Here is a 19691-nt window from a genome sequence, read left to right as displayed (position 1 = left end):
AACTACACCACCGCCGCGGCGGCGGATACACCGGAAAACGCCGGATCAGACCTCGAGCAGTTCGGATTCCTTGTGCTTCACCAGCTCGTCGATCTGACCGACATATCTGGCCGTAGTCTTGTCCAGCTCCTTCTCGGCCCGCTCACCGAACTCGCCCGGCCCATCCCGGCGATCGCGGTGGTGCCGATCGCGATTCTGCTGTTCCCCGACGACGAAGCCGGGATCGTGTTCATCACCGGTCTGGCCGCCTATTTCCCGGCTCCCCCCCCACCCCCCCCCCCCCCCGCCCCCCCCCCCGCCCCCCCCCCGCCTGATCGTCAGTGCCCGTGCTCTTGCGAGGCCGGGGGCTCGGTGACGTCCGTGGCCGGAGCGGTGCCGGTGAGCTCGGTGATCGCGTCGACCGTGCTCGAATGTGCCGCTTCTACAACATCTTTCGGCAGGAACGACCATTTGTGGACGATGCCGTAGCCCGGGCTCTCGGACCATCCGCCGTAGGTGTGCGAGACGGCCCAATGTTCTTCGGGGTAGAACAGCGGAACGGTGGTCGGGGCGGCGTTGTGGATGGTCTGCAGATCCTGCATCACGCGGATGCGGTCGGCATGGGTGGTCTGGGCCAGCCATTCGGCGTATTTCTTGTCCCAGTCGTCCCAGGCGACCTCCGTCGCCCAGAGGTAGCCCGAGCGATGCGACATGATGAACTGGTCCGGATCGGCCACACCGTGCGCGCCGATCGAGCCCACGAGCAGGTCATAGGTTTTCTGGGCAGACCGCTCCTTCAGCGCCGCGGCGTCCATCCCTTCGATCTCGACGCCGATACCGACTTCGCCGAGATCCTCGGCGACCAGTTCGGCGGCCCGGACATCCTGGGGGAGGCCGGAATCCACGTACATCCTGAGCACGAGCGGTTTGCCGTCGATCTCGCGGACACCGTCACGATCGGTATCGGTATAGCCGAGTTCGTCGAGTGCGGTGCCGGCGGCCGCGCGGTCGGTGGGCGTGGAGTTATCGGGATTCGCGAAGGGCGCATCGGGGTGGGGATAGCCCTGGGTCGCGGCCCGGCCCTGGCCGAGCGCGACCACATCGAGCATCTGTTCCTTGTCGACCGCATCCGACAGGGCGCGCCGGAACTTCGGCGTATCCAGCGGTTTCCGCAGGAAGTTCATTTTGATCTCGGGGAAGCTCAATGCCTGCGTGGTGAGCGAGTCGAGGTTGCCCGACTGCTCGAACTGTGCGACGAGCTCGGGGCTGAGTGTGCGGGTGGTGGCATCGATCTCGCCGGACTGCAGCGCGGTGAACGTCGCCGACTGGTCGGTGATGACCGGCATCTTGATCGTGTCGACCGTGGGTTTTCCGGCGAAGTATTTCTCGTTCGCGGTCAGGGTGTAACCCTCGGTGGGGCTGTAGGCCGTCAACTGGTACGGGCCGGTGCCGATCGGCAGGTCCTGCACCGTTTTCGCCTCGGCCGGGTCGATATCGGCCCAGATGTGCTCGGCCACGATCGGGAGGTCGGCGAGGGTGACGCGGGCGAGCGAGGGGCAGGCGTCGCGGCATTCGAAACGCACGGTGTCGTCGTCGACCTGGACTACGCGGTCGACGTAGGGGGTGTCGTTGACGTGGTGGGTGTAGCGGCCGGTGGGTGCGTCGTGCATGTACTGGAACGAGAAGACGACGTCTTGCGGTGTGAATCGCTCACCGTCCTGCCAGGTGACATCCGTGCGCAGATCGGCTTCCCAGGTGGCCGGGTCGAGCTGACGTACCTCGGTGGCGAGCCACGGCTGCGGGTCGTCGACGTAGGGCGAGGGCGCCAGCAACTTGTCGTAGACGAGTTCGACGAGTTGGTCGCTCGCTCCGGCGAACAGGTTGATGGGGCCGGAGTCCTTGTCGAGCGCGATGGTCAGCTGCTCGGCGGTGGCCGGACCGCTCAGGTCGCCGAACGCCGTGGTCCCGGAGCCGGAGTCCGTGCTGCCGGTACAGCCACTCAGGGCGACCGCCAGCACGACCGCGGCGCCGGCGCCGGTGCGGGCGCGGCTCGGACGGTTGATCATGGATCCTCAATTCGAGAGTCGAGCACGGCCGGGGTGTGGGCGGTGGGGGTGCCGTCACCCCGGCCGAGAATGGAGGTTAGCCTAACCTCATGCTCATTGTGAAGTTGCTGCGGTTCAGAAATTTGAGTCCCGATGCCGCGCAAGCGCTGTGGGTGCCCTCGACACTGCTAGGTTAGCCTAACCTTTATAACTCGCGCCGTTCCGTTACCGGTGAAGGAGTCTTGATGCCCCCGGTTCTGCAACTCGTCCAACGCCGCGCCTCACCCTCGGAAGACACGCCTCGGATCGCTGTCCGCGATGTATACGACCTCGACGGGATCGACCTCGCCGCCTACGTCGGCATCATGGTGAGCGGCGCCTGCGATCAGCGCTTTCTCGCCGCGCGCACCGATCGGCTGTCGGCTTGGGTGCGCGCCGGTGGACGCATTCTCGTCAACGGTCATCCGCTGGAGCGGTTCGTCGAGAACATGCCCAAGTACCGCAAACTCGACTTCCACACGACCCGCGACCTATGGCTCACCGCCATGGGAACGCACCCGATCTGGGATGGAGTCGATCGCCGCGACGTGCTCTTCAACACCGGGGTGCCCGGCACGCATTCGTTCGAAGATCTCGAGCGGATCGGCGTCGCGGGGTTCTATGCCCACGCCTACCTCGTCGACCTGCCCGACGGCGCCGTCGTGATCACCGGAATCGGCCAGGGGCGTCTACCGGTCGACGTGACCTATCCGCTCGGAAACGGCGAGGTCATCCTGCATCTCGGCAACGATATGACGGCCTTCAGCCGTCCCGGCACCTCCGCCGCCGACCTCGGCGAGCGCACACTCACCTACCTCGAGGGCGCCCCGGCGCTACAGGAGACGGCCTGATGACCCGCGTCGCTTTCGTTCACACCGGCAGCTTCTTCCACCTCGCCGACCTGCGCGATCCGGCCGTACGCGCTATGGGCCCGGTCGATGTCTACGCGCCGGATCTGGAACCCGGCGGACTCGACGGTTTCGATGCTGTCTACGTCGCGGCCAGGTTGCATCCGGCTGTACTCGCCCGCATCGCGCCGATCCTCGTCGGCTTCCTCGATACCCCCGGTGCGCGGATGTACATCGACGGCGAGAACACCGTCGGCGACTGGCTACCCGGCACCACCGAAACCCCACGTGGCACGAACTTCTGGGCCTGGCGGATCGGCGAGGACGTCGGACGCCGCTCGGTCAATCGGGAGCACCCGTTCTGGGACGGCCTCGCCGACGATGCCGTGCACTGGCACTATCACGGGGTCCTCACCCACCCCGATACTGCCGTACCGCTCGTCCGGCTCGAGGAACTGCCGGAGCATGCGAATGCCGAATCCGGCGACCCCTGGGGCACCCCGTACCGGGCCGTTCCCGGGCACAGCAACACTCTGATGTACTACGACGCAGGCACATTCGCCGCAGAGGTCGTCGTCAGCACCATGGACGCCTCCTATCATCACGGCTCCGGTTTCATGCCGGGTGCCACCCAGTTGATGTACCGGATGATGCACTGGCTACGCGGTGCGCACGCGGTCTCCCGGGCGATGGCGGAGGCTCGCTGAAGCGCGCAGGCGGCGGCACACGGTAGCCGGGGCGAAGAGACGCTCGAGAATGCCGGCGAGGCGCGACCTGCTGTGCTGAGGTGATCGACGGTGAGGGAGTCCGCTGCGGCGGCGTCCTGCTCGAGGTGTGCTGAGCGGAGGGTGTCGGCGAGCGAACACTCTTCGAGGTCCGCTCCTCGGCGGCGTCCGCTCGTCATCGGGCGCCGTCGCGCCTGACCGGGTCCGTGCCCGAAACATTGACGGGAGTACGTGCGGATGCTTAAGGTAAGCGTTAACCCCAACGCTTACCCCCAGGTCGAACCCGTAGTATGGGTAAACGTTTACCTCACAATCGACGCTGGGAAGGGATCAGGATGCGATCAGGCGCGCGCGTAACGCTCAAGACGATCGCCGAATCGTTGGGGGTCTCCGTGAAGACCGTGTCGCGGGCTCTGGCGGGTAAGGATTCGGTCGGTCCGGAGCTGAGGGAGCGGATCCGCGCCGAAGCGGACCGGCTCGGTTATGTGCCCAACTCGATGGCCAGATCGCTGGTCTCCGGCGCCGCCATGACGGTCGGGATGGTCATCACACATCCGGCCAACCCGTTCTACGCGTCGCTGATCAGCGCCGTCGAGGAACGCTGCCGCGCGAACGGCTACTCGCTGTTGCTCATGGTGACCGAGGAAGACCTGGAAACGGAACGGGAAGCCGCCCAGGCGCTCTTGCGGTGGGGAGTGGACGGGGCCGTGGTGACTCCCGTGCAGCAGGGCGCGGAGCATTGGCAGCGGCTGCGTGACTCCGGTGTACCGATCGTGCTGGTCAACCGCGGTTTGGACGGCCTGGAAACCGATTTCGTCGGGGTCGACCACGAGCGGGGCGCCTACGAAGCCGTCTCGCACCTACTCGACACCGGCGCCACCGGTATCCACCTGCTCGAAGAGGACGTGCCGTTCTCCTCGGCGGCCGACCGGCGTGCCGGATTCCACCGTGCGCTCACCGAACGCAGTTTCCCCGTGCGGGACGACGCCGTCACGCTGGTGCCGCCGTCGGCGAACGAACAGCGGGCACAGCCGTGGGATCCGGCGGCGGCCTACCGGTGTGCTCAACAGCTGGTGAGCAGGCTCGAACCGGGCGCGGCGGTACTGACGGGCAGTGACTATTTCGCGCTCGGCCTGTATCGCGCACTATCCGAGAAGGGGATAGCCGTGCCCGCGCAGGTTGCGGTGATCGGGCACGGTGACCTGCCCTTCGCCGCCTATCTCCAGCCCACGCTGGCCAGTGTTCGCCCACCCGCCGACGAGATCGGCGCGCGCGCCGCGGAGCTGCTGCTCGATCGTATTCAGGGCTCGACCGCGCCGGCCGCCACCATCTATCTCCCGCCGGAATTGAAGATCCGCGCTTCGGCCGGAGGCGACCCGAACGAACCGAGAGGAATATAGCGATGGCGAACGTGGAAGAACGCCCGGCGACGGTGCACGAACCGGCCCGCGAGATTCCCGTCGTGGCCGAGGTCGATGTCCTCGTGGTCGGCGGCGGGCCTGCCGGGGTGTGCGCCGCCGTTTCCGCGGCGCGCGCGGGGGCAAGCACATTCCTCGTGGAGCGGCACGGCTTCCTCGGCGGAATGTGGACTGCCGGCATGGTTCTCACGCTCGCCGGTTACAACTCCTGGCTGCGGCCCTATCAGCGTTGCGTGGAAGGGGTCCCCGCGGAGTGGCTGGCCCGCGCTGCGAAACAGGACGGGGCGGTCGACGGTGACGGCTGGGTGCTGAACTCCGATCCGGAGGTGATGAAACGCGTCGCCGACGAGATGATCGAGGAGGCCGGAGTCGGCCTGCTGCTGCACAGCTGGGGCGCCCGCCCGATCGTCGAAAACGGGGCCGTACGCGGCGCTTTCCTCGAAAACGTCGACGGCCGCCGCGCCATCCGTGCGGCGATCACCGTGGACTGCACCGGTAACGGCGATATCGTGGCCGGTGCCGGCACCGACTGGGTCAAGGGCAACACGCTGCAACCGATGACCATGCCCTTCCGTATCGGCGACGTGGCAGCCGATCCCGAACGCGAACACGCCGCACCGGTACGTATTCCCATCGGCCCGGAGGCGACCCTGCTGCAGCAGCCGCTGCTCGGGAAGTACGCCTCCACCCGGCGGGATATCGACCTCGATGTGGATGCCATGCGGGCGGCCCGCGGCCGGGGCGAACTGCCGCCCTTCGGCGGACCTTGGTTCGGCGGTATGGAGAAGGACATCGCCTGGGTCAACACCACCCGGGTCATCGGCGATGCGTCCGACGCGGAGGAGCTCACCCGCGCAGAGATCACCGGTCGTAAGGACACCGTGGTCATGCTCGATGCACTGCGCAAGCACAGTCCGGCCTTCGCGAACGGCCGACTGCTGCAGACGAGCACCCAGATCGGCGTTCGCGAGACCCGGCGCCTCCTGGGGACCTATACGCTCACCGGCGACGATATCCGTGCCGGTGCCCGGTACGACGACGGTATCGCGGTCGGCTGCTGGCCGATCGATGTGCACCCGGCCGGGGACGTCGGCGTGCATGCCATGTATGTGCCGCTCCCATACGAGATTCCGTACCGCAGTCTGCTGCCGCGGAAAACCGACAGCCTGCTCGTCGCCGGCCGCTGTATCTCGGTGGACCGTGAAGCGCTCGGATCCGCGCGAGTGGGTGCCACCTGTGCGGCGACCGGGCAGGCGGCGGGTGTGGCCGCGGCGCTCGCGGCGCTCGGCGGAAAACAGCCGCGGGAGCTGGACGGCGCGCAGCTCAGGGCGGCGATCCAGAAACAAGGCGGCCGCGTGATATCGCCGGCGCTATAAAAGATCTCAGGAGAACGCAGTGCACAGCGACGCAGCGGCCGAAAGCCGGAAAATACCCCCGCAGGCACGGAAGGTACTCGTGGCGGCGGGTATCGGGCATTTCATCGAGTGGTACGACGTCGGCATCTACGGGCTGCTCGCGACCTTCCTCGCCGCCAACTTCTTCGTCTCCGGCGATCCGACGACCGCATTGCTGGCCACCTTCGCAGTTTCCGCGGTCGGGTTCATCCTGCGGCCGCTCGGTGGTCTCTTCTTCGGGCCGCTCGGCGACCGCATCGGCCGGCAGCGCACGCTCGCCATCGTCGTCCTGTTGACCTCGGGTTCGACCTTCGCGATGGGCATGCTGCCCACCTACGACAGCGTGGGCATCCTCGCTCCGGTGCTGCTCGTGATCGCCAGGATGGTGCAGGGTTTCGGGGCCGGCGGTGAGACATCCAACGCGGTGGCGCTGCTGTTCGAATACTCGCCGCGCACCCGTCGTGGTTTCATGACGAGCTGGATGGACGGGATCGGGTTCGTCGCCACCGTCGCCGGGTCGGCACTTGCGCTCGCACTCATCACCGTGCTCGGCAACGACGCGATGACCGGGTGGGGCTGGCGGATTCCGTTCCTGATCGCGCTCCCGCTCGGTCTTGTCGGCCTGTACATCCGGATGAAACTCGAGGACTCCCCGGAGTTCCGCGAGCTGGAGGCCGCGGGTGATGTCGCGGAATCACCGACGAAGGAGGCCTTCCGCACCGGTTACAAGGCAATGCTGGTGCTGTGCGGTGTGCTGCTCCTGAAGGCGATCGCGCACTGGGCACTGGTGTCGTTCCTGCCGAGCTTCCTCAGCGGCGACCTCGGGTTCAGTTCCTCGCAGGCCTTCGCGACCACGACCGTCACCATCGGCGCAACCGCGATCGCCGTCCCGATCATGGGCGCCGTATCCGACCGTATCGGCCGTAAGCCGATGCTCATCGCGGGCAGTGCCGGGTTCGTCGTGCTCAGCTGGCCGGCGTTCTATCTGATGTCGCTCGGCAGTGTCGCACTGGCGATCGTCGCCATGTTGATCCTCGGTCTGCTGATCGCGGTGTTCGACGGCGCGTTGAGTGCGATGATGGCCGAGCAGTTCCCGGCGCGAATTCGCAGCGGTGCGATGGCCATCCCGTACAACCTGGTGGTCGCGGCGTTCGGTGGCACAGTTCCCTACGTGGCCACGTGGCTGGTCTCCGCTACCGGAAACCAGCTCGCGCCCGCCTTCTACGTGATGCTGCTCGCCGCCGTTACGCTGGCCGTCGCGATCACCTCGATCCGCGAAACCGCCCCGGGCCGGGCGCCGGCCGTGTCCCGCCCGGATCGTCCCACCGCGCACAGCGTCCCCGACACCACATCGAACGGAATATCGTGACCATGCCTGCGCCGAACCGCCGTGTGCTCGTCCGATCCATCGACGATATCGGCCTCGAAGAAGTGCCCGTGCCCCGGCCGGGCGAGGACGAACTGCTCATTCGCAGCACCGTCGTGGGGGTGTGCGGATCCGATACGCACGCCGCCCTCGGCCACCATCCCTTCATCGAACTGCCCTACCGGCCCGGACACGAGGTGGTCGGCGTGGTCGCCGCCGCCGGGGCGAATGCGGCCGACTTCGCCCCCGGTACCCGCGTGATCGTCGAACCGAACCTGTATTGCGGCCGGTGCGCCCAATGCCGGTCCGGGCGCTACAACATCTGCCGTGACCTGGAGGTGTTCGGCTGCCAGACGCCCGGCGGTATGACCGATCTGTTCACGATTTCCGCCGGCCGCGTGCACCGGGTCCCCGAGGGTATGTCCGATTTCCAGGCCGCACTCGTCGAACCGCTCGCCACACCCGTTCACGCGGTTGCCAAGGCCGGTGATCTCACCGGCCGCACCGTCGCAGTCCTGGGGGCCGGGCCCATCGGACTGCTCGTCCTGGCCGCCGCCCGGCACGCGGGTGCCGCCCGTATCGTGGCGACCGACTTGCTGGACACCAAACGGGAGCGAGCGGTGCGGCTCGGCGCCGATGAAGCCCTCCCGGCCGCCGCCGCCGATTCGGTCGCGAAAGCCCATGCCGTGCTGGGGGGTCCGGCCGATGTGGTGTTCGACTGCGTCGCCCGTGAACAATCCATGGCTCAGGCCGTCGACCTCGTGGCCAAGGGCGGCCGGATCATCGTTGTCGGTGTCGGATCCCCAGGGGCCACTCCGATCCGGCTGGACCTCGTGCAGGACCGGGAAATCCGCGTCGAGGGGTCGCTCATGTACACCGCCGGCGACTACCGGACCGCTCTGGACCTGATCACCTCGGGCGTTATCGACGCAGACGCGATCATCACCGCCACCTACCCGCTCGAACAGGCGGGTGAGGCCTTCGCCGCGGCACTGCGACCGGAGCACGTCAAGGTCCTCGTCACCGTGACCGCACCATGATCGTCGTCGCCGGTGAGGGATTGATCGACCTGGTGCCCCAGGCCGCCGGGGACGCCGCTGCGCCGCTGTTGCCCACCCGCGGCGGAGGACCGTACAACACCGCCGTCGCGCTCGCCCGCCTCGGTTCCCCGGTCGCCTTCTGTTCCCGGATCTCGACGGATGCCTTCGGTGTATCGCTGATCGACCGGCTGGGCTCGGAGGGAGTGGCGCTCGATCTGGTGCAGCGGGGTCCGGAGCCGACCACCCTGGCGGTCGCGGCGATCGATACCGACGGTGCGGCGGCCTACACCTTCTACTGCCAGGGGACCGCCGATCGGCTGTTCACCCTGCCGGGGCCGTTGCCCACCGAAACCCGGGCCGTATCGTTCGGCACCTGTTCGCTGGTGCTCGAACCCGGGGCGAGCGCCTATGAACAGTTGATGTACCGCGAGGCCCAACTCGGGCGTTTCATCGCCCTGGACCCCAATATCCGTGCCGATCTCATCCCGGATCCGGACGCCTACCGAGCCCGCTTCGGCCGCATGCTGTCCTCCGTGTCACTACTCAAACTGAGTGACGAGGATGCGCAGTGGCTGGGCTACGACGTGGCGGGCTGGCTTGCCGCCGGCCCGGCCGCCGTTGTGGTGACCCGGGGCGGAGCCGGCCTGACCGTGTACACAGGCAGCGGCGAACACACGGTCCCCGGCGAGCCGGTTCGGGTGGCCGACACCATCGGCGCCGGTGACACCATCAATGCGGCGCTGCTGCATGCGCTTTCCGAATCGGGCGCACTGTCGGCCGACGCTCTCGCCGAGCTGTCCGGGAACACCTGGCGGCAGGTACTGGGCTTCGCCGCCCGCGCCGCCGCGGTCACCTGCACCCGTGCCGGTGCCGATCCGCCGTTCGCGCACGAACTCGAAGTTCCCGTCGACCGGCGTTGCCGTCAAGAGCTGGATACTCCGGGCCGGTAACGCCGAGCCGTCCGGGGACTGTTCCACACTTCGTGCACACCGCCCGGCCCCTTGCCGCGATCCGTGGCGATGATCAGAACCGCGCAGCCGAGACCGGACAGGACCAGGCTCGACCCGAACAGGGCGGGGTAGCCGAGGAGTTCGCCGACCGTGCCCGCCGCGAACCCCGCGATCCCCTGCACCGTGACGACCGCGCAGGCCAGCAGGGTGTAGTCGCTGCCGGCGTGGTCCCGGTCGGAGGCGTCCATCATGAGGGTGAACACCGCTACGGTCGCGGCGCCACCGAGGATGTGTTCGGCCAGGCTCGCGGTGACGATCAAGCCGAAACCGCCGGTACCCAGCGATGCGAGCAGGTACAGGGCCAGGCTCGCGGTCTGGGTGACACCGCCGATGAGCAGGGCGCGGCGGCGGCCGAACCGGAAGCACAGCCAGCCGCCCAGCGCGGCGCCCGCGAGCGCGCCCGCCGACGACAGGGCGCCTTTCACGAGAGCTATCTGGCCGAGGGTGAGTCCGGCATCGGACATGAACGGGCCGACCATTGCCGAGCCCATCGAATCCCCGAATTTGAAACCGCCGATGAGCAGGATGAAGGTGAGCATCCCCGGTCGTCGTAAGCGTTTCCACCACCCGGTCGTCAAAGCGGCCGGGCGGGGCGGTGGCTTCTGCTCGTTTCCTTCGAGGGTCCGCGGTAACCACCACACCGGGATGGTGGTCAGCAGGAGCAGGATCGCCATCGCGGCGAACAGGCTCCGCCAGCCCGCGAGCGCGAACAGCCAGAGCAGCGCGCCGCCGCCGACGATCATGCCGATCCGGTAGGCACCGACCTGGATCCCGTTCCCCAAGCCGCGTTCCTGCGGGCCCAGCAGTTGGACGGCGAGTCCGTCGGTGGCGACATCCTGGGTCGCGGATACGGCGTTCACCACGGCGATCCCGATGAGGAGCCAGCGCAACGACGAGGAGAGGTCCAGGCAGGCGAGCCCGAACGCGATGGCCGAACTGGTGAGCTGCAACGTCAGCAGCCATTGCCGCCGGGTGCCGTAGTGGTCGACATAGGGTGCCCACAGGAATTTCAAGGCCCACGGCGCGAACAGGACACCGGTGGCGCTGATCTCGATCAGGGAAAACCCGGATTCGCGGAGCACCACGGGCAGCGCTTGGGTGAAGAACCCGTACGGCAGGCCCTGCGCGAAGTAGAGCGCGGTCAGCAGAACCAGCGTCCCGGCGGAGATGGTGCCGGGCCGTGCCATGGTTCTCATGCGGTCATCCTGGCAGACCCGGGCGGAGGTAGGCAGCGGTGCCTCACCGATGCACAGCGTCGATGAGCCGCTGGGACCGGAAGCCGGATTCGGTCGGGCTCGGGTCATCGGTGCAGTGGGCAGGTATGTGAATCGGAGCGAAGCATTGTGGTCGCTGCCCGGTAGGACCGCGTCGCGTGCCGGATATCCTGACAAGCCGGTGATGGAAGGTCGGTACAGGTGTGAGCGACGGAGCGAAACTGCCGAGCTCGTCGGTGTTCGGTGATACCGCACCGATCGTGTGGATTGCCTTCACCGCCTTGGCATGTACAACCGGCGTGCACCTGATTGCTCAGATTGCGGCGCCGGAGGGGTTCCTCTCCGATATCACGCAGGTGCTGCTCATGCCCTTGCTCGCCGCGGCACTGTTCACCGCGACGAGCAGACCGCGGAGCCGGCTGGTCCGGCTGGTCCTGATTGCGCTGTTCTTCTCGTGGCTCGGCGATACGGTGCCGCGCTTCGTCTCCGGGGACGGCGGTTTCCTGGCCCTGGTGGGCTGCTTCCTGCTGGCCCAACTGTTCTACGTCGCGGCTTTCTGGCCCTACCACCGGCAATCGCTACTGGTTCGGCCCGCCGCGGTCGCGGTGTATGCGGTCGCGCTCGTGATTCTGGTGGCGCTGTGCCGGGAGCAGGCCGGCGCGCTTCTGGTGCCGGTCATCGTGTACGGCCTGGCATTGGTGACCATGGCCGTGCTGGCGACCGGGCTCGGCCGGACGGCCGGGGTGGGTGGCGCGATCTTCCTGGTCTCTGATTCCCTGATCGCCCTGCGTGCCTTCACCGATATGGAACTACCCGCACACGGCTTCTGGGTGATGCTCACCTATGTGGTCGGGCAGGTGTTGCTCGTGATCGCTGTCGTGGCCGTCGATCGGGCACCGGCCGGGAGGTGACTCGGCCGGCGGCGGCCCGGGCGGGATCGCACAAGCATGTACAGACCGGAGACCAGCAGGGCGGCGAGTGGCAGCAGTGGGAGGTAGGACACCCACATCGGTCCCTGCAACGCCAAGGTGACGGTCGTGACGACGATGCTCAGCACGAAGAAAGCGGCCCCCCACCGGTGCAGCGCCCGCACTCCGGTCGCGCGGACTCGAGGACGGCGAGGCCCGGCCTCTGCTGTCCGCCTGCCGATGTACGGCCACACGTACAGATACAGGCCGGAGAACAGGAGCAGGGCGAGTGGGGGCAGTGGGAGATAGGAGAACCAGATCGGCCCCTGCAATGCCATCACGGCAATTGTGATGACGACGGTCGCCACGAACACGATCGCCACCACCCGATGCGTCTGCCGGGTTCGTTCGTTCCAGGTCATCTCGTCCTCCTCGGCCGGTTCGCGTCCGGCGTAGTGCCCCGCGATCTCGATGAGGACGACGCTAATGACAGTGCGGTGACCAGTGCTTCTCGATTCCTGACCACTCTCGCCGGCGAGTGCTAGCGGGTGCGCAGACCCCTGATCAACAGCCCGACCATGCGCCGTGCGTGGTACCGGGGGTCGCTGCCGGCGCCGACACAGAGGTTGCCTATGCCGCGCATCAGTTCGTAGGGCTCGATATCGGCCACGATCTCGCCGGCGTCCACGGCCGCGCCGAGCAGTTCGGTGCAGACCGGGAGCAGCCGGTCGATGAAGTAGGTGTGCAGGGATTCGAAGGCGGCGTTGTCGGACTGGAGTGCTTCGGCGAGACCGTGTTTGGTGACCAGGAAGTCGACGAAGAGGTCGATCCAGCGGGTGAGGGCGGCGTGCGGGGTGGGACCTTCGGCCAGTAGTTCGGGGCCCGCTTCGGCGCAGGCTTCCACCTGGTGGCGGTAGACGGCGACGATGAGGTCGGCGCGGGTGGGGAAGTGGCGGTAGATGGTGCCGACGCCGACACCGGCGCGGGCGGCGATATCGCGGACGGGTACGCCGACTCCGGATTCGACGAATGCGGCGGCGGCGGCGTCGAGCAGAGTTTGCTCGTTGCGGCGGGCATCGGCCCGTTTTCGTGGGGCCGGTGCGGTGGTGTCGTTTTCGGTCACTGGGCAGCGGCCTCCGTCCTTCCGGTTGGCAAACGGAACAATGTTCCGTATGTTGGTTATCGGAACGTCGTTCCGCTTTCAGGATGCCAGGGTCGCACCGCGGAGTCGAGCGGGTCGCGCCCCACTCTCAATGGAGGAACAGCTATGCAGTACCGCAGCTTGGGCCGGACCGGCGTGCAGGTGAGCACCCTCGTACTCGGTGCCATGAATTTCGGGAGTCTCGGGAAAACGACTGAGGACGAGGTCACGGCCATGATCGACGTCGCGCTGGACGGCGGTATCAACCTCATCGACACCGCGGATATGTACAGCCAGGGCGAATCGGAGCGGATGGTCGGCAAGGCCATCGCCGGCCGCCGCGACGATATCGTGCTGGCCACCAAAGCGACCATGCCGATGGGCGACGAACGCAACCATCGAGGCGGGTCACGACGCTGGCTGTGCACGGCCGTGGACGACAGCCTGCGCCGGCTGAACGTCGACCATATCGACCTCTACCAGATGCACCGGTGGGATCCGGACACCAGCGACGAGGAGACCCTGTCGGCGCTGACCGACCTGCAACGCGCGGGAAAGATCCGCTACTTCGGTTCCTCCACCTTCCCGGCCTACCGGATCGTCCAGGCGCAGTGGGCAGCGCGGGAGAATCACCTCGGCCGCTACGTCACCGAACAACCCGCCTACTCGATCCTGCAGCGGGGGATCGAGGCCCACGTACTGCCCGTCACCGAGGAATACGGGCTCGGGGTACTGGCGTGGAGTCCGTTGGCCTCGGGCTGGCTCTCGGGCGCCATCCGGGCGGACCGGGAGATCTCGACCAGCCGGTCGGCCATGCTCCCGGACCGCTTCGACACCACGATTCCCGCCAACCGCGCGAAGCTGGATGCCGTCGAGAAACTGGCCGCTCTCGCCGACGAGGCAGGCCTGTCCATGATTCAGCTGGCGCTCGGTTTCGTCACCGCCCACCCGGGCGTGACCAGTGCGATCATCGGCCCGCGCACCCTGGATCATCTGCATTCCCAGCTGGCGGCGGGAGACACCGTGCTGTCCACCGAGGTACTCGACGCGATCGACACCATCGTCGCCCCCGGTGCCGACCTCGCCCCCGGCGAGAAATTCGATACCCCACCCGCATTGCTCGATCCGGCGCTGCGGCGCCGGTGAACTCCGCACTTCGACCCGTCTCTGTGCGCTGCCGGAAGGACTGATCACATGCCGCACACAGCGCCGAGCTTCGGCATCATGACCGCACCCATGCAGGTCGACTACCAGGATATTGTGCGCGTCTGGCAGGAGGCCGACGCTCTCCCGGAAATCCGGCACGCCTGGCTGTTCGACCATCTCTTCCCGATCGCGGGCGATATGACGGGGCCGATCTTCGAAGGCTGGTCCCTGCTTTCCGCCCTCGCTGCACAAACCCACCGCTTGCGGCTCGGGCTGCTCGTGACCAGTAACCGCTTCCGGCCCCCGGCGATGCTGGCCAAGATCGCCACCACCGTCGATATCGTCTCGGGTGGCCGGCTCGATTTCGGGATCGGCGCGGGCTCCCGGCCCGGCCTGCCGATAGCCCGCCGCGAATACGATGCGCACGGCCTGCCGTATCACGGTTTCGGCAGTTCGGTGCAGAACCTCGACGAAGCCTGCACGGTGATCCGGCGGCTGTGGACCGAACCCGAACCGTTCGATTTCCAGGGCGAACACCTCCGGCTGGCCGGTGCGTTCGGCAATCCCAAACCGGTTCAGCGGCCGTACCCGCCGATCATGATCGGCGGTCGCTCGGACGCGGTGCTGCGGGTGATCGCCGAACATGCCGACCTGTGGAACATCCCGGGCGGTGATACCGCCGATATCGTGGAGCGTGGGGCCTTGCTGGACCGCTACTGCGCCGATATCGGCCGCGACCCCGCCTCGATCGTCCGGTCGACTTTCCTGCCGGTCTCCTACGACCGGCCCGGCGCCACCCGCGATGCGATAGCCGAAGCCTTCGAGGCAGGAATCCGGCATTTCGTCCTCGGCCTGGACTCACCGTATCCGGTCGGCGTTGCGCAATGGGTGGCCGACGAACTCATCGCGCCGTCGTCGTAATCGCGGCCCGGCGTGCGCTTTTGGTCCGGCGGTCCCGGCGCTAGGGTTCTTGCGATGCCGGAGTACATCCGCTTCCAGAGTGCAGTTCCCAACCGCCACGGGCGATATCCGGGCGTTTTCGCCATGGCGAACGGCCTCGCCCGCACCGGTTTACTCGGCCCCGCCGACGGTGAATGGCTACGAGCGGCGAACGCGTATATGAACGCCGCCTATCCGGACCCGACCGGCAGCACGCCCGATTGCTATGACCCGCAAACGAATCCAGGCGCCCGAGCATGGTTCAAGGGTGATGCGTCGAGCCTGCTCGAGGCGACCCGCGGCTACCTGCGCCTACTCGACCGCTCCGGAGTCGGGTGGGTCGAGCTGCGTACGGCCCGCCCAGGGCGGATAGTCCACGAGGACGCGGTACAGATCGTCGCTGTGCCCTACCGCCACCCCGACGACTGGCCGTTCGTTTCGTCGTGACCCGGGCGAAGTGAAACGCCGGCAAGTGTCGTGGGCTCAGCCGACCGGTTGACCACCGTGGCCAAAGCCCAAATCTGCGCAGGATAGTTTTTGCGACCGGCGGCGCGGGCGTTCTGTACGAGAGCGGATACATCCAGGTCGACTGTCATCGCACAATATGTGGGCCGACGATGCCGGTAGTGCTCGAACCATTCGGCTCGCACCCATTCGTTGCGTTCGATCGGTCGTAGGCTCGCCATGGTTCGAGCCTGCCTGCCCGTACTCGGACGCTCAACCGGTGCCGCCGCCGGGTTGACCTGAACTTATGTTCAGGTCTTAGCGTTCCCGGTGGAAGGGAGCTCACAGTGACGATATTGGTAACGGGCGCAACGGGAAATACGGGACGGCATGTGGTGGCCGAGCTGCTGGGGCGCGGGCAGCCGGTTCGGGCGCTGACGCGGGATACGCAGCGGGCAGCAGCGCTGCTGCCGTCAGGGGTGGAAATCGTGGCCGGCACCCACACCGAGCCGGGCACGCTGGAAGCCGCATTGGACGGTGTCACCGGGTTGCATATCACCGTGACCGCCGGAGTAGCCGAGACCGGGCCGGAACTGGTGCGACGGGCTGTTGCCGCGGGGGTCGAGCGGATCACCATCCTGTGGGGTGGATACGTCGGACCCGCCGAAACCGCGGTCGCGGAATCCGGTGTGGCCTGGACCCGGCTCGAACCCCAGGAGTTCATGTCGAATGCGCTGACCTGGCGGGAGTCCATCCGCGGGGAGGGGGTGGTACGCGAGCCGTTCGACCTGCCGAGTGCGGTCGTGCACGAAGGCGACCTCGGTGCGGTGGCCGCCCTCGCTCTCACCGAAGAAGGGCATGCGGGCCGCGCATACAACCTGAACGGGCCGGAGGCGCTGACCACGAGTACGCGGGTGGATATCCTTTCCGCCGCACTGGGCCGGCATATCGCTTTCCAGCAGATCGGCGGCGAGGCGGCCGTCGGAAGAATGCTGCGCGAAGGGGTCTCCCGTGCCGATGCCGAGTATGTCGTCGGATGGCATGCGGATCCGCCGGCGGAGGCGCGGATTCCGGACGGCACCGTCGAACGGCTCCTGGGGCGGCCCGCGCGAACCTTCGCCGACTGGGTGACCGAGCACAAGGATCGTTACTGAGCCGCAGGTTCGGTAGCTCGCCGCCGTCGTCGTCACCAGGCTGTACGGCGGTGGCGGGCCGCCCGCTGTGCGGTCTCCGGCCTCCGCGACCGGACTGGGTAACCTCGGAACCGAATCCGACCAGCGCAGAAAGGTGGATCGTGTTCGATCTCGCGAACCTCTCCGTTCCGATCATCGCGGCGCCGATGGCGGGTGGTCCGTCCACGCCCGACCTGGTGGTGAGTGTCGGCGAAGCCGGCGGTCTCGGTTTCCTGGCGGGTGGCTACAAGACCCCGGAGGCGCTGGGCGAACAGATCCGGGAGGTGCGGGACCGCACGGAGGTACCGTTCGGGGTGAACCTGTTCGTCCCACAGCAGCCCGATTACGATGCCGCCGCCGTCCACGAATACCGCGACCGGTTACGTGCGGCCGCCCAGCGGTACGGGATCGAACTGCCGCCCATCCGGGAGCAGGACGACGACTGGTTCGCGGCGAAGGTCGATCTGCTGATCGAACAGCAGGTCCCCGTGGTTTCGCTGACGTTCGGCCTGCCGCCGGCAGATATCGTCCGGCGGCTCCGCGAGGCGGGATGCACGGTGATCGCTACGGTGACCAACCCTGGGGAGGCGCGCGCCGCGACGGATCTGGGGGTCGGGGCGCTGTGCGTTCAGGGCCCGGAGGGCGGCGGGCATCGGGGGACGTTCCGGGTCGAGGACGAGCCGGAAACTACGCCCCTGCCGGCCCTGCTCGACGAGATCACGGCGCGGTGCCCGCTGCCGGTGGTGGCGGCCGGGGGAATCGGTGACGGCGCCCGGATCGCGGAACTGCTCGCCCGCGGCGCGGTGGCCGTACAGCTCGGTACCGCGTTCCTGCGGAGCCCGGAGTCGGGGGCGAAAATGGCATACAAGGATGCTCTCGGCGATCCACGGTTCACCCGCACGGTCGTGACCCGCGCGTTCTCCGGACGACCTGCCCGCGGACTGGCCAACGAATTCATCGCCACCTACGACGCGGCCGCGCCCGCGGCGTACCCCCAGGTCCATCACCTCACCAGCCCGGTTCGTGCGGCCGCGGCCGAGCGGAACGCGCCGGCGGATATGGCGCTGTGGGCCGGCACCGGCTACCGCTCGACATCCGCGGACCCGGCCGCGACCATCCTGCGGCGGCTCTGGACCGAGGCCGTTGCGCACGGAGCGGGCGGTGACCGAGGCGGCGGAGATGGCGCTCCGCTGCCGAACCGCTGATCGGGATCGAACCGCGCGCCGGCACATCGGGCGAGAGACACCCGATGGGGCGGGCCGCTCGCACCGACGAATCGCAAAGCAGCGATACCGGCCCGCTCAGGCGGGGCTGCCTGCACCGAATCGCCGGCCGAAATGCTGCGCACAGGGCGCGAGCGCCTATCTGGTGCATGGACAGGTCTCGCTCGGAAACGGGTCCCGGCAGTGGCGGTGATCGCCCAGCTGTCGACCGATGACGGAAATCGTCGTAGCGTCGGTGAGGTGACTGTGCCAACAGACCTGCCCGCCACCGCGGGCGCGTTGCGGGCGGCCGGGTATGCGCCGCGGAGTGTGAAGGCCGAGATCCGGGACAACCTGCTGGCCCGGCTGGGCTCGGGGGAGGATCCGTGGCCGGGGATCGTGGGATTCGAGCGGACCGTGCTGCCGCAACTGGAGCGGGCGCTGCTGGCCGGTCACGATGTGGTGCTGCTGGGGGAGCGCGGGCAGGGCAAGACCCGGCTGCTGCGGACGCTGCTCGGATTGCTCGACGAATGGACCCCGGTGATCGAGGGGCTGGAACTGGGCGAACATCCACTCGAACCGATCAGTCCGCAGGGGTTGCGGCTGGCGGCCGAACTCGTCGACGATCTGCCGGTCACCTGGCGGCACAGGTCGCAGCGGTACGCGGAGAAACTCGCCACCCCGGATACGTCCGTGGGGGACCTGATCGGCGATGTGGACCCGGTGAAGGTGGCCCAGGGGCGCAGTCTCGGTGATCCGGAGACCATCCATTTCGGGCTGGTGCCGCGGGCACATCGGGGCATCGTCGCCGTGAACGAACTACCGGATCTGGCCGAGCGAATCCAGGTCGCGCTGTTGAATGTCATGGAGGAGCGCGATATCCAGGTCCGCGGTTATACGCTGCGGTTGCCGCTGGATGTGCTGCTGGTGGCCACGGCCAACCCGGAGGACTACACGAACCGCGGCCGGATCATCACCCCGCTGAAAGACCGTTTCGGTGCGGAGATCCGCACCCATTACCCGCTGACCGTGCCCGCCGAGATGGCGCTGGTGCGGCAGGAAGCCGAACTGGTCGCCGAGGTGGGCGATCCGCTGATCGAGGTGCTGGCCCGGTTCGTGCGGCGGTTGCGGGAATCGCCGGCCATCGATCAACGCTCGGGGGTATCGGCGCGTTTCGCGGTCGCGGCGGCCGAAACGGTGGCCGCGGCGGCGCTGCGCCGGGCCGCGCTCACCGGGGAGAATCCGGCCGTCGCCCGGCCGGTCGATCTGGAATCGGTACCGGCCGTCCTGCGCGGCAAACTGGAATTCGAATCCGGTGAGGAGGGGCGGGAACAGGAGCATCTCACCCATATGCTGCGGCGCGCCTTCGCCGAGACCGCACGGACGCGGCTGGGTGGGCTGGATCTGCAACCGCTTGCGGAAGCTGTGGAACAGGGACATCTGGTGACCACCGGCGAGCGGGTGCCCGGGGCCCAGGTACTGGCGGGACTGCCGGAGCTGCCGGTGCTGCACGAGGTGGCCGTCCGGCTCGGCGTGGACGCCGGGGAGGCGCCCGCGCGGATCGCGGCCGCGGTCGAATTCGCCCTGGAATCCCTGTATCTGGCGCGCCGGGTGGCCAAGGATTCCGATGACGAGGGCACAGCGGTGTACGGCGCGTGAAC

Annotated in this window: 19 protein-coding genes and 2 pseudogenes; 15 read left to right on the top strand and 6 right to left on the bottom strand. The window is 67.8% G+C overall.

Annotation, left to right across the window (positions count from 1 at the left end):
- Positions 1-45: 45 nt before the first annotated feature.
- Positions 46-156, bottom strand: a pseudogene (locus tag QH196_RS32455) (ribosome recycling factor); the annotation flags it as partial.
- On the opposite strand from QH196_RS32455, the pseudogene QH196_RS32450 reads away from it, so the two are divergent.
- A pseudogene (locus tag QH196_RS32450) lies at positions 133-258 on the top strand (ABC transporter permease); the annotation flags it as partial. The pseudogenes QH196_RS32455 and QH196_RS32450 sit on opposite strands and share 24 nt — an antisense overlap.
- Positions 259-317: 59 nt before the next feature.
- Here the strand turns inward: QH196_RS32450 and QH196_RS01680 are convergent.
- On the bottom strand, positions 318-2045 hold the full coding sequence (locus QH196_RS01680) for an ABC transporter substrate-binding protein (RefSeq protein WP_280413965.1): 1728 nt from the start codon (positions 2043-2045) through the stop codon (positions 318-320).
- Between the two features lie 224 nt (positions 2046-2269).
- Between QH196_RS01680 and QH196_RS01675 the strand changes: the two genes are divergently transcribed.
- The 7 genes from QH196_RS01675 (at position 2270) to QH196_RS01645 (ending at position 9804) form a co-directional block, all read left to right on the top strand.
- Positions 2270-2914, top strand: a complete 645-nt coding sequence (locus QH196_RS01675) for a hypothetical protein (RefSeq protein ID WP_280413964.1) — start codon at positions 2270-2272, stop codon at positions 2912-2914.
- Positions 2914-3618, top strand: coding sequence for a hypothetical protein (locus tag QH196_RS01670; protein WP_280413963.1), 705 nt, complete (start codon positions 2914-2916; stop codon positions 3616-3618). The genes QH196_RS01675 and QH196_RS01670 overlap by 1 nt, the downstream gene beginning before the upstream one ends.
- 353 nt (positions 3619-3971) lie before the next feature.
- On the top strand, positions 3972-5036 hold the full coding sequence (locus QH196_RS01665; protein WP_280413962.1) for a LacI family DNA-binding transcriptional regulator: 1065 nt from the start codon (positions 3972-3974) through the stop codon (positions 5034-5036).
- 2 nt (positions 5037-5038) lie between these two features.
- Positions 5039-6430 (top strand): FAD-dependent oxidoreductase, encoded by a 1392-nt coding sequence (locus QH196_RS01660; protein WP_280413961.1) that lies wholly within the window; start codon positions 5039-5041, stop codon positions 6428-6430.
- A gap of 19 nt (positions 6431-6449) precedes the next feature.
- Positions 6450-7817 carry an MFS transporter gene (locus tag QH196_RS01655; RefSeq protein ID WP_280413960.1) on the top strand — a complete coding sequence of 456 codons (1368 nt, stop codon included), beginning with the start codon at positions 6450-6452 and terminating at the stop codon, positions 7815-7817.
- A gap of 2 nt (positions 7818-7819) precedes the next feature.
- The gene (locus QH196_RS01650; protein WP_280413959.1) at positions 7820-8854 is read left to right on the top strand and encodes a zinc-dependent alcohol dehydrogenase; all 1035 of its coding nucleotides are present in this window, start codon (positions 7820-7822) and stop codon (positions 8852-8854) included.
- On the top strand, positions 8851-9804 hold the full coding sequence (locus QH196_RS01645) for a carbohydrate kinase family protein (protein WP_280413958.1): 954 nt from the start codon (positions 8851-8853) through the stop codon (positions 9802-9804). The genes QH196_RS01650 and QH196_RS01645 overlap by 4 nt, the downstream gene beginning before the upstream one ends.
- Here QH196_RS01645 and QH196_RS01640 read toward each other — a convergent pair.
- A complete protein-coding gene (locus QH196_RS01640; protein ID WP_280413957.1) occupies positions 9777-11060 on the bottom strand; it encodes an MFS transporter in 1284 nt (427 codons plus the stop codon). The genes QH196_RS01645 and QH196_RS01640 overlap by 28 nt on opposite strands.
- A 221-nt stretch (positions 11061-11281) precedes the next feature.
- Between QH196_RS01640 and QH196_RS01635 the strand changes: the two genes are divergently transcribed.
- On the top strand, positions 11282-11989 hold the full coding sequence (locus QH196_RS01635) for a lysoplasmalogenase (RefSeq protein WP_280413956.1): 708 nt from the start codon (positions 11282-11284) through the stop codon (positions 11987-11989).
- Here QH196_RS01635 and QH196_RS01630 read toward each other — a convergent pair.
- Positions 11920-12408 (bottom strand): hypothetical protein, encoded by a 489-nt coding sequence (locus QH196_RS01630; protein ID WP_280413955.1) that lies wholly within the window; start codon positions 12406-12408, stop codon positions 11920-11922. The two genes, QH196_RS01635 and QH196_RS01630, sit on opposite strands and share 70 nt — an antisense overlap.
- A 119-nt stretch (positions 12409-12527) precedes the next feature.
- Positions 12528-13109, bottom strand: coding sequence for a TetR/AcrR family transcriptional regulator (locus tag QH196_RS01625; protein ID WP_280413954.1), 582 nt, complete (start codon positions 13107-13109; stop codon positions 12528-12530).
- Between the two features lie 144 nt (positions 13110-13253).
- On the opposite strand from QH196_RS01625, the gene QH196_RS01620 reads away from it, so the two are divergent.
- From QH196_RS01620 to QH196_RS01610, 3 genes are read left to right on the top strand one after another with little or no spacing between them, the layout of a single operon-like run.
- Positions 13254-14273 carry an aldo/keto reductase gene (locus tag QH196_RS01620; protein ID WP_280413953.1) on the top strand — a complete coding sequence of 340 codons (1020 nt, stop codon included), beginning with the start codon at positions 13254-13256 and terminating at the stop codon, positions 14271-14273.
- 48 nt (positions 14274-14321) lie between these two features.
- Positions 14322-15194 (top strand): LLM class flavin-dependent oxidoreductase, encoded by an 873-nt coding sequence (locus QH196_RS01615; RefSeq protein WP_280413952.1) that lies wholly within the window; start codon positions 14322-14324, stop codon positions 15192-15194.
- Between the two features lie 54 nt (positions 15195-15248).
- On the top strand, positions 15249-15659 hold the full coding sequence (locus QH196_RS01610) for a hypothetical protein (RefSeq protein ID WP_280413951.1): 411 nt from the start codon (positions 15249-15251) through the stop codon (positions 15657-15659).
- On the opposite strand, the gene QH196_RS01605 is transcribed toward QH196_RS01610, so the two are convergent.
- Positions 15620-15898 carry a CatA-like O-acetyltransferase gene (locus tag QH196_RS01605; RefSeq protein ID WP_280413950.1) on the bottom strand — a complete coding sequence of 93 codons (279 nt, stop codon included), beginning with the start codon at positions 15896-15898 and terminating at the stop codon, positions 15620-15622. The genes QH196_RS01610 and QH196_RS01605 overlap by 40 nt on opposite strands.
- 105 nt (positions 15899-16003) lie before the next feature.
- On the opposite strand from QH196_RS01605, the gene QH196_RS01600 reads away from it, so the two are divergent.
- The 3 genes from QH196_RS01600 to QH196_RS01590 all read left to right on the top strand — a co-directional run bounded on the left by QH196_RS01600 (position 16004) and on the right by QH196_RS01590 (position 19689).
- A complete protein-coding gene (locus QH196_RS01600) occupies positions 16004-16810 on the top strand; it encodes an NmrA family NAD(P)-binding protein (protein WP_280413949.1) in 807 nt (268 codons plus the stop codon).
- 140 nt (positions 16811-16950) lie between these two features.
- Positions 16951-18033: an NAD(P)H-dependent flavin oxidoreductase gene (locus QH196_RS01595; RefSeq protein WP_280413948.1), complete on the top strand. Its 1083-nt coding sequence runs from the start codon at positions 16951-16953 to the stop codon at positions 18031-18033.
- A 258-nt stretch (positions 18034-18291) separates the two neighbouring features.
- Entirely contained in the window at positions 18292-19689 is a 1398-nt protein-coding gene (locus QH196_RS01590) for an ATP-binding protein (RefSeq protein ID WP_280413947.1), read from the top strand.
- Positions 19690-19691: the final 2 nt, after the last annotated feature.

Origin of the sequence: Nocardia carnea, from assembly GCF_029868325.1 — a bacterium.
GTDB lineage: Bacteria > Actinomycetota > Actinomycetes > Mycobacteriales > Mycobacteriaceae > Nocardia > Nocardia carnea_C.
Note: the sequence above shows the minus strand (reverse complement) of the source record. Positions and strands in the feature narration are given on the sequence as shown.

Coding starts and splice junctions, on each gene's coding strand:
- QH196_RS01670 (WP_280413963.1), top strand. CDS start 2,914: ATGACCCGCGTCGCTTTCGTTCACACCGGCAGCTTCTTCCACCTCGCC.
- QH196_RS01640 (WP_280413957.1), bottom strand. CDS start 11,060: ATGAGAACCATGGCACGGCCCGGCACCATCTCCGCCGGGACGCTGGTT.
- QH196_RS01620 (WP_280413953.1), top strand. CDS start 13,254: ATGCAGTACCGCAGCTTGGGCCGGACCGGCGTGCAGGTGAGCACCCTC.
- QH196_RS01675 (WP_280413964.1), top strand. CDS start 2,270: ATGCCCCCGGTTCTGCAACTCGTCCAACGCCGCGCCTCACCCTCGGAA.
- QH196_RS01610 (WP_280413951.1), top strand. CDS start 15,249: ATGCCGGAGTACATCCGCTTCCAGAGTGCAGTTCCCAACCGCCACGGG.
- QH196_RS01650 (WP_280413959.1), top strand. CDS start 7,820: ATGCCTGCGCCGAACCGCCGTGTGCTCGTCCGATCCATCGACGATATC.
- QH196_RS01665 (WP_280413962.1), top strand. CDS start 3,972: ATGCGATCAGGCGCGCGCGTAACGCTCAAGACGATCGCCGAATCGTTG.
- QH196_RS01680 (WP_280413965.1), bottom strand. CDS start 2,045: ATGATCAACCGTCCGAGCCGCGCCCGCACCGGCGCCGGCGCCGCGGTC.
- QH196_RS01645 (WP_280413958.1), top strand. CDS start 8,851: ATGATCGTCGTCGCCGGTGAGGGATTGATCGACCTGGTGCCCCAGGCC.
- QH196_RS01605 (WP_280413950.1), bottom strand. CDS start 15,898: ATGGCGAGCCTACGACCGATCGAACGCAACGAATGGGTGCGAGCCGAA.
- QH196_RS01660 (WP_280413961.1), top strand. CDS start 5,039: ATGGCGAACGTGGAAGAACGCCCGGCGACGGTGCACGAACCGGCCCGC.
- QH196_RS01630 (WP_280413955.1), bottom strand. CDS start 12,408: ATGACCTGGAACGAACGAACCCGGCAGACGCATCGGGTGGTGGCGATC.
- QH196_RS01615 (WP_280413952.1), top strand. CDS start 14,322: ATGCCGCACACAGCGCCGAGCTTCGGCATCATGACCGCACCCATGCAG.